The organism is Colwellia sp. E150_009 (assembly GCF_053543955.1).
The window spans coordinates 1-8,424 of the sequence record NZ_JBHFOM010000072.1 but is presented as its reverse complement, the minus strand read 5'-3'; the positions used below and the strand labels follow the sequence as shown (position 1 = coordinate 8,424).

General features: G+C 38.9%; 10 protein-coding genes. All 10 read right to left on the bottom strand.

The annotated features are described in order from the left end of the window. Nucleotides 1-284: 284 nt before the first annotated feature. The 10 genes from ACE1OF_RS19265 to ACE1OF_RS19220 all read right to left on the bottom strand — a co-directional run bounded on the left by ACE1OF_RS19265 (nucleotide 285) and on the right by ACE1OF_RS19220 (nucleotide 7,701). Nucleotides 285-713, bottom strand: a complete 429-nt coding sequence (locus ACE1OF_RS19265; RefSeq protein ID WP_045380676.1) for an ester cyclase — start codon at nucleotides 711-713, stop codon at nucleotides 285-287. 140 nt (nucleotides 714-853) lie between these two features. Continuing rightward, a complete protein-coding gene (locus ACE1OF_RS19260; protein ID WP_448896490.1) occupies nucleotides 854-1,126 on the bottom strand; it encodes a hypothetical protein in 273 nt (90 codons plus the stop codon). A gap of 159 nt (nucleotides 1,127-1,285) precedes the next feature. Further along, nucleotides 1,286-1,705, bottom strand: a complete 420-nt coding sequence (locus ACE1OF_RS19255) for a lysozyme inhibitor LprI family protein (RefSeq protein WP_046224149.1) — start codon at nucleotides 1,703-1,705, stop codon at nucleotides 1,286-1,288. 152 nt (nucleotides 1,706-1,857) lie between these two features. Continuing rightward, nucleotides 1,858-2,280 (bottom strand): bleomycin resistance protein, encoded by a 423-nt coding sequence (locus tag ACE1OF_RS19250; protein WP_448896488.1) that lies wholly within the window; start codon nucleotides 2,278-2,280, stop codon nucleotides 1,858-1,860. 130 nt (nucleotides 2,281-2,410) lie between these two features. Continuing rightward, nucleotides 2,411-3,178, bottom strand: a complete 768-nt coding sequence (locus tag ACE1OF_RS19245; RefSeq protein ID WP_448896487.1) for a hypothetical protein — start codon at nucleotides 3,176-3,178, stop codon at nucleotides 2,411-2,413. Between the two features lie 117 nt (nucleotides 3,179-3,295). Beyond that, nucleotides 3,296-3,832, bottom strand: a complete 537-nt coding sequence (locus tag ACE1OF_RS19240; protein ID WP_448896485.1) for a GNAT family N-acetyltransferase — start codon at nucleotides 3,830-3,832, stop codon at nucleotides 3,296-3,298. A gap of 472 nt (nucleotides 3,833-4,304) precedes the next feature. Further along, on the bottom strand, nucleotides 4,305-4,778 hold the full coding sequence (gene dfrA6 / locus ACE1OF_RS19235; RefSeq protein WP_448896484.1) for a trimethoprim-resistant dihydrofolate reductase DfrA6: 474 nt from the start codon (nucleotides 4,776-4,778) through the stop codon (nucleotides 4,305-4,307). Between the two features lie 104 nt (nucleotides 4,779-4,882). Further along, nucleotides 4,883-6,061 (bottom strand): hypothetical protein, encoded by a 1,179-nt coding sequence (locus ACE1OF_RS19230; RefSeq protein ID WP_448896482.1) that lies wholly within the window; start codon nucleotides 6,059-6,061, stop codon nucleotides 4,883-4,885. A gap of 686 nt (nucleotides 6,062-6,747) precedes the next feature. Beyond that, a complete protein-coding gene (locus tag ACE1OF_RS19225) occupies nucleotides 6,748-7,272 on the bottom strand; it encodes a hypothetical protein (protein ID WP_448896481.1) in 525 nt (174 codons plus the stop codon). Between the two features lie 150 nt (nucleotides 7,273-7,422). Beyond that, on the bottom strand, nucleotides 7,423-7,701 hold the full coding sequence (locus tag ACE1OF_RS19220) for a hypothetical protein (RefSeq protein ID WP_448896480.1): 279 nt from the start codon (nucleotides 7,699-7,701) through the stop codon (nucleotides 7,423-7,425). Between the last annotated feature and the right edge of the window lie 723 nt (nucleotides 7,702-8,424).

Sequence of the window (8,424 nt, the reverse complement as noted above, 5' to 3'; positions counted from 1 at the left end):
ATGCGGCGGACACACTAGATGTCATCTAACGAATAAGGCACCGCAGTCGCGCAAAGTCATCAGGGCCACGACGTATGCGAATCGTCGATAAGTAGGCCGAATGTAGAGCGGCAGTCCAAAATCCATCAACATAAGTTTAGCGGATGTTTGACAACCGGGGGAATCCATGTAGCCCTGTTAAGGGGTGAGCAACGCAATACAAAAGCCGCCGCATACCACCTTAAACACTAAAACTAACGCATAGTGAAAATGCCACGCGTTGCGAATCCCTCTTGAACAGTTTGTTAGCTGAATTTCTTAAGGTTTGCTTCCAACTGCTCTCGTAAGCCTTGATTTTCTTGCTGAATCCAATATTCCACTATTTGGTTTTCACTGACTCGGTACACTGCGCTTCCTACTGTAGAAAGTTCTAGACCTGTCGGTTCATAACCATAAATGACTCCCTCATGACGACCGTCTTGACGCCAACGTACGTAGACCTTTTGACCTTGAACTAAAAACTCTTCTATTGTGAGGTCAAAATTACCGTAAGCTTCTAGAAATTCTTCAACGTGTTCACGATAGTTTTCAGGAGTTCTCTCAATTGCTTCTGAGACTCCGGAAACAATCTGATGCGCTACAACTACTGGGGCTAGATACTGGTTTACTAAGTCTGGATTTTTCCCTGACCTTACTTGTTCGATAAAACCTCTAACCACTTCTTCCACTGACATCAATTATTCCTTCTATTCTGCTAACGCCGCGTTAAGTGGTGAACAACGCAGCCCACTTAACCTAAGCCATTGCACCGTAGACACTTAAGCGAAATTAAACCAAAACTGCCAAGCGTTGTGAATCCACCTTAAACGCTTTGTTATGTGTTTTTATCTTCACCAATGGATAAATCTAACTTACCTTCTCTGTAGAGCTTCCATTCTTCCCAAGCTTCGGGGGCATAAATGTCATGATAACCTCGCTGCTTTAGAAATGCAGGCATGCCAGATAGAGGCTGGCTTACTTTTGTTGCTTTATCTCTTATTCTCAAAACTTCATTTTCTGAAAGAGGCCGCTTTGCAATTTCTTCTGCTCTGGTTAACAAAGCAACGAGAGCTGGAATATAAACATCCACTAACTTTTCTTGATTCATACCTCAAAATCCTTTTACACATAACGCCCAATTAAGGGGTGAGCCACGCTACCACTACACTCAATTTGGACGCCGTAAACACCTAACTTCACCCGAACCCAAAATGCCAAGCGTGGGGAATCCCTCTTAAATTGTTTGTTATGTGCGTGGTAGATTAACCTACTGTTTTGGTTCAGGTAACACTGGAGGAGTACTGTCCATGTAGGTTAAAAAGTTCTCCCAAACCTCATGAGTTCTTTGCTTAGTTAGCTTAGTTTTACATGAAATTGCCATAACACCTCGAATAGTGCCATCACGCCATTGCGTATATACAGAATCACAATGAGATGACATATATGCCTGCCAGTCAGCTTGAGCAACTTTGATTGCTTTAACTAATTCTGGGTCATACGAATTATGTTCAAGGCTAGCGTCCAAATATTTCGAAAGATCTTCTTTTGCTGATTCGAGTTCTATTGATGCACACTGGTTAATTTGGAGTGTATTTAAAGCATTATCGCAATCTATCGGGGCACTTTCACCTGCAATAGAAGTGATAGAAACCAAGCAAGATAAAGCTAAAATTAGTCGATTTTTCATTATTTTCCTCTAAAGCACATAACGCCCAATTAAGGGGTGAGCAACGCTACCACCCAAACTTAAAGCATTGTGCCATAAACACTAAATTTGAAGTAGAACCAAAAATGCCAAGCGTTGGGAATCCCTCTTAAATTGTTTGTTATAACGCTGTTTTATGACTTTGATTTTTCACCAAGATACTGAGAAAACCTCAAAAGGTAGCCATCTGGGTCTTGCACTAGAAACTCCCGTTGACCAGATAAATTATCATCAACATCGTACCATGTGTCTTTTTGGTCTTTGAATAATGGCACACCAGCTGAATCCAAACGGTCATAAACTGGCGCTATATCTGAAAGCTCGATTTGGAAATTTACACCGCGACCAAGCGGAGTTTCTAGAGTACCTGTAACCCACGCATCATCGTGAATTTGCTCTAACATGATTTGCACTTGTTCAAATTCAAGATAAACAAAATCTGGTGATTTCCTTTGGCTTCTGACTTTGAACCCTAAAATTTCACAGTAGAAATTCAGTGATTTTGAGAAGTCTGATACCGACAATTCTGGCACCATTGGATTCCAATATTCTTCCATATCATTCCTTAATATGTGAGATGAACTCTACTGCGTTATAACGCCGCGTTAAGGTGTGAGTAACGCAATACCGATGTCACCGCACACCACCTTAAACACTAAAACAAACGCATAGTAAAAATGCCACGCGTTACGAATCACTCTTAAACGCTTTGTTATGTGAAATTTTTCCCACTTGTTCATTTACATAAGACTCTAGATTTTCTGTATGTTCGTAGTAAATACCTAAAATATGAAGAGCCTTACTTATTGATTCTTTGTCCACTTTACCCGCAATATTATCTTCTTCACCACGAGCTAGAGGAAACAAGTCATCAACACTTACTTTAAGTTCGGCTAGTCCAAAGAAAAGTGTGTTGTAATATCTTCGGTTCGTTTGCGGTTTCTTACAGACACTTTCGAGTCGTGCACCATGCACTTGCAGCATATTTAGCACTTTTGCCAAATAATCACCAACTTCGGGAGTTGCATGCCGAATACACTCTTGAAACGTTTCGAAATGAGCGTCACTCAATTTAGGCACCGTAATTTCTGACATTTCGGAGCGATTTTTACTATGGTAATACGCACCTTGGAGGCACCTTGCGCTTTCACTGAGATACTGACACAAATCATCTAACTTTTGAGGTAAGAGCGCTCTTGACGCTACAAAATCTCGTTGTCTTTGTTTTTCAACTGCTACGCTGGAAATGTTAAATGCCGTTATACTCGAAAGGAAAGCAAGTACACCTGTATTCAAAGTTTGCCAATCTAACCAAACACCATGGACATAATCCCAATCACCATAAAACCATGGCACTACACACATAAAGACAAAATAGATAATGATCGAAGGTACGCCTACATAATTTAATAGCCCAACATAAAACTTAGGCTTGAAAAGACCAAACCGATACAACGAAATTCTCCCATTTCACATAACGCCCGCATAAGGGGCTAAATAATAGTTGGCTATAATTTAGCGAGGAACGAGCGACAAGCCAACTATTATGTGTCCCATTACTTAATGCGCTTGTTATATAGCATTGTACTCATGATTAAGTAACCCTAACTTTAAATCGTTGCACCAATTGCCACCTAATTTAAAGTTATCTCGAATTGTACCTTCATGAGTAAAGCCCAAAGCTTTTAGTAAATTAAATGACGGGGAATTACCTTCAGTGACAGTTGCGATCACTTTATGGAAGTTACATTGATTAAATGCATATTCAATAACGGCTTTAGTTGACTCTTTGCCATACCCTTTGCCTTGAAATTTTGGACTTAGAAAGAAACCAAGTTCAGCCTGTTGATATGGTTCCCACTCAGGAAAAAAGCCAGTTACGCCAATTTTATTCCCAGTTGCGTGTTCAATGATTGTTAAAGTTAACCATTGATTTGAAGTCTTTTTCCATTCACCTAAGCGAGAATTAAAGCGTTCACTTATTTCAGATTCGGTAAATGGATCGCTGACATATTTGAGTACACCGCTTGATTGATGAAGTTCCTCAAAAAATTCCCAGTCATCTTTACTAATTGGTTTTAAAGTCAACCTTTGGGTTTCAATTTGCACTGACTTTCCTTTGCTATATAACGCCCCAATAAGGGGCTAAAAATTGTTTGCTAAAATGTGTAGCGAAGCGAAACCGAGCAAACTGTTTTTAGTCCCGCTTAATTGGCTTGTTATATGTACATTACTCATTTTATTGGATTTTTATTTAACCGTAGTTTTGTTTTAACTACAAGAATTAATGTAGGAAGTTGTAATACCAAGAATGAAAACCCTAAGCCTTTAACTGAAAATTCAGCTGACCCAGTAAAAATAAGAACCATTGATAAAACAAGCCAAATTACAAAGAAAAATAAGCTGTAACCGATCAATGATTTGAATACTATTTGATTATCTGGCGACATACTTTCCTGTACATATAACGCTAAGCTAAGTAGTGAGCAACGTAATACGAAGCCACCGCATAACACCTTAAACACATAAATCAACGCATACTAAAAATGCCACGCGTTGCGAGTCTGCCTTAAGCGCTTTGTTAGCCCTTTGCCCAAATTTGGTACGTGTAATCAATATTTGAACTGAAACTTTGCTCAAATGTTTGCTTGAAGCCCTGTGGAACTGGAGGAAAAAACACATCGCCAGAGATATGCTTGTGAATCACTGAAAGATGGATAACATCTGCTTGATCGATTAAAGCTTTATATATTTCACCACCACCAGAAACAAAGATATGTGCTGTCGCATTGTTTAGGTAAGCTAATGCCGATTCAACACTTGCGAAATACACAACATCAGGGTCATTCGAGATAATTTTAGAACGAGTAATCACTGCATATTTTCTATTCGGAAGTTTACCCATTGAGTCGAAGGTTTTACGACCAACTAGAAGCCATTGATTGTAAGTCATTGCTTTGAATAGGAGCTGCTCGCCTTGTACATGCCAAGGTATATCCAATCCAGAGCCAATTACTCCATTCTTTGAAACAGCTGCCATAAGAGATATTTTCATTTTTCCTCCTGAGGGCTAACGCCGCATTAAGGTGTGAGCGACGCTTGGCTATACTTGAGCGAAGCGAAAGCGCCAAGCGTTGCGAATCACTCTTAAATGCTTTGTTAAATTTTTTCTATCAGCGCGTCTAAATGTTTATTAAACCGCTCACTCATTTGAGCTATCGTGCATAATTTCTCCTTTTGAATTTCACCTAATAGTATCTTTGCTGTTCTTTGCATTTGCATAATATCTGAAGGAGACAAAGGTGAATCCATTAGTCCAGCTTTAAACGCCTTTTTAAAGTGCCAATGATTGAGATATATGAATGAATAAAATTCATCTTCGTTTTCTGCTGCAAGCAACTGTTCAATCGGTAAATTTCGAAACTTAATCAATTTTTCTTTATAGCTTTCGGGTGTATTGCACAACTTCTCATAACTGTCGAAATGAACAGAGTCATAACTTTCGACAACCTCACCTTTATGCTTATTTGTTCTAACACCAATATTCATTGGTGATATTTCACACTCCCACCACTTAGAAAACAATGATGGATATAAATCTAGCTCTAGCAAAGTATTAACCGAGTTAAATTCTTTCAACTCTCTATAGAATTTAATATCACACGAAATCCCATGAAAATTAGCATAACTTTCAGAAATAGCATCCAGTAGATTCATGGAAAAATCAAATATCAAAGAATATACATCAATAACCTCATTAAATGACTTACTTTTGTCTCTTGTTTGAAACTTAACTTTAAATAACCATCTTCTGCTGATGCCTAAACATTCATTTAATGCTGCATGTTCAAGATCCATGAATGCAATACTATGGAAAACCAATAAATCATGAAAAACATCACGAGTATTTTTCATGGCTAAGTCCCATGAATAATTACCGGGACTAGCAAGATCACCCATACCAATTTTAACTACATAGTCATGACTTGAACGAATACGGTAAAGACCTGTAAGTATTGATTCCTTTGGAAATATGAGCGCTTGGTGTGCACTCATATCTCTCAATTTTTTTAGAATAATATAACTATCACTATTTTCAGAAATATAATCCTTGATTATTTTTTTCTGCCAGCCCGGAGCGTTTTTTTGAAGCGTTTCTACAAAAAACAGTAATGATCTAAGTGCATTGTTTAAATTTAAGATGAACAGTTTCGGGTTGTGATACGAAGAATCCAACGCATTCTGATTTTCAAAGACTATTTCAATATTTTGTACTAGTTCAGCATGCTCATTAGCCATTGACTCAAAAAATAGAGATTGTTTTTCTAACTCAAACACTACTTTGCCCTCAAAAAATTTAACGCTAAGCTAAGTAGTGAGCAACGTAATACGAAGTCACCGCATAACACCTTAAACACAGAAATCAACGCATACTAAAAATGCCACGCGTTGCGAATCTGCCTTAAGCGCTTTGTTAGTTTGCCACCACGATGAAGCCAGATGTTTAGCGCCAAGGTGCTGAATTAGCAATGAAACTACTGACTTTGAATGCAAAAGTAAAACGGACAGCTCAGAATTTAAACCCAACCAACAAAACGCACTTGGCTAAGAAGCGACATACGACAAATGACCACGGTTTGAAGCGCTTTAACTGACAAAGGATTCGTTCGACTAACCTAACAACCAAGTGCGACCAAGCTATTTATGAGCACCTTAGCCGCCAAGGCAAAGAAAACGCACCAACGAATTAACAACAATGTTAGAGCCAGTAAGTGACCCACTCGCCGCAAACGCTTCCAATATAGTGCCACCGGAAAGTTCGTGAGATTAGAAAGCGAACAGGTGAATAGCTAGAACGCAGAACAAGGCTCTTAGACCACAAACGCTTTTCTGCCCTTTGCAAACTAACGCCGCGTTAAGTGGTGAGCAACGCAGACCACCACACTTAACCCATTGTGCCGTAATCACTTAAGCTGAATCAAACTGAAAATGCCGAGCGTTGGGAATCCGCCTTAAACGCCTTGTTAAATTAATTTTGCGTAAAAATACCCAAATGCGATAACGAGCGCGATTAGACAAAGTGTTAATATTTTAGTGTATTTTAATAGTTTTTTATTATTAGCATCTAGTGACTCTATTAGTGTTTCAAGAGAAGATTGATTACCTTTACATGAGCAAATAACCTTTCCCTTCTCCTTTGAAAACTGCTCTGAGTGGTTCGCAATAATACTACCACCCGCCCCAGCACACGCATAGATAGCCAAATTCTTGAATATTAGCAATTTATCTAAAATGTCTTGAGAGTATTCCGCAGCATATGGCTTGTCATAAAACATGATTTTTATAAAAAACTCACTCCAAAATATTCCAAACAAGATGAGAGCTATACCTTTTTCTAGGCGATTAAGATTTGATTCAAGTAACTTGTAAAATGCGTAGATAAACACGCAAAGTGATATCAATAGACCCCAACTAAAGTATTTAAGAGCCATCGATACCAATAAAGCGATCACTGCCAATATGGTCGCAAAGACTTCTAGTTTTGTCATATTCCCTCGAATTAATTTAACGCCGCATTAAGGTGTGAGCAACGCCACCACAAAACTTTACCATACCACCGTAAACACGAAACCCAACGATGACACTAAAAATGCCAAGCGTTGGGAATCACTCTTAAATGCTTTGTTATGTGCAATTTGCTACTTGATTTCGTATTGAGGTAAACCTTGCCAACCATCAACATGAGAAACAGTTCGATATATTTGATTACCCTTTATTTCATACTGAGGTAACCCTTGCCAACCATCAACATGGGAAACAGTTCGATATATTTGATTACCTTTTATTTCGTACTGAGGTAATCCTTGCCAGCCGTCAACATGGGAAACAGTTCGATATATCTTGTCCCCCTTGATTTCAAACTGAGCTAAACCTTGCCAACCATCAACATGCGAAACTGTACGATAAATCTTTGGCATACATCATTCCTATTTGATTAAACCTAAGAACTATATGGGGATTATGATTTTGATAATCAACCTTGCACATAACGCTAAGCTAAGTAGTGAGCAACGCAATACAAAGCCACCGCATACCACCTTAAACACATAAATCAACGCACACTAAAAATGCCACGCGTTGCGAATCTGTCTTAAGCGCTTTGTTAGTTTGCCACCGCTATGAAGCCAGAGGTTTAGCGCCAAGGTGCTGAATTAGCTATGAAACTACTGGCTTTGAACGCAAAAGTAAAACGAGCAGCTAAGAATTAAAACCCAACCAACAAAACGCACTTGGCTAAGAAGACTTTCGTAGATGCCGACAGCCACAAATGCAATGTTCAATGCTCACACTTAACTTCCAAAACCAAAGAAGCAGCGCGCAAGAACATTGAGAAATGAACCTTACTAACACGAAAGCATTGAATAACACGAAAGCCAATTAACCGAAAAACTGGCTACGCGAGATGCCTATTTCGATGGAGAGTCTTTGGGAAATAACAGGTGTATAGCTAGAACGCAGAACAAAGCTTTTAGACCATAAATGCTTTTCTGCCCTTTGCAAACTAACGCTAAGCTAAGTTGTGAGCAACGCAATACGAAGCCACCGCATAACACCTTAAACACATAAATCAACGCATACTAAAAATGCCACGCGTTGCGAATCTGTCTTAAGCGCTTTGTTATATGTTTGGTTACACCTTA

Coding starts and splice junctions, on each gene's coding strand:
- dfrA6 (WP_448896484.1), bottom strand. CDS start 4,778: ATGAAAATATCTCTTATGGCAGCTGTTTCAAAGAATGGAGTAATTGGC.
- ACE1OF_RS19250 (WP_448896488.1), bottom strand. CDS start 2,280: ATGGAAGAATATTGGAATCCAATGGTGCCAGAATTGTCGGTATCAGAC.
- ACE1OF_RS19260 (WP_448896490.1), bottom strand. CDS start 1,126: ATGAATCAAGAAAAGTTAGTGGATGTTTATATTCCAGCTCTCGTTGCT.
- ACE1OF_RS19265 (WP_045380676.1), bottom strand. CDS start 713: ATGTCAGTGGAAGAAGTGGTTAGAGGTTTTATCGAACAAGTAAGGTCA.
- ACE1OF_RS19225 (WP_448896481.1), bottom strand. CDS start 7,272: ATGACAAAACTAGAAGTCTTTGCGACCATATTGGCAGTGATCGCTTTA.
- ACE1OF_RS19220 (WP_448896480.1), bottom strand. CDS start 7,701: ATGCCAAAGATTTATCGTACAGTTTCGCATGTTGATGGTTGGCAAGGT.
- ACE1OF_RS19255 (WP_046224149.1), bottom strand. CDS start 1,705: ATGAAAAATCGACTAATTTTAGCTTTATCTTGCTTGGTTTCTATCACT.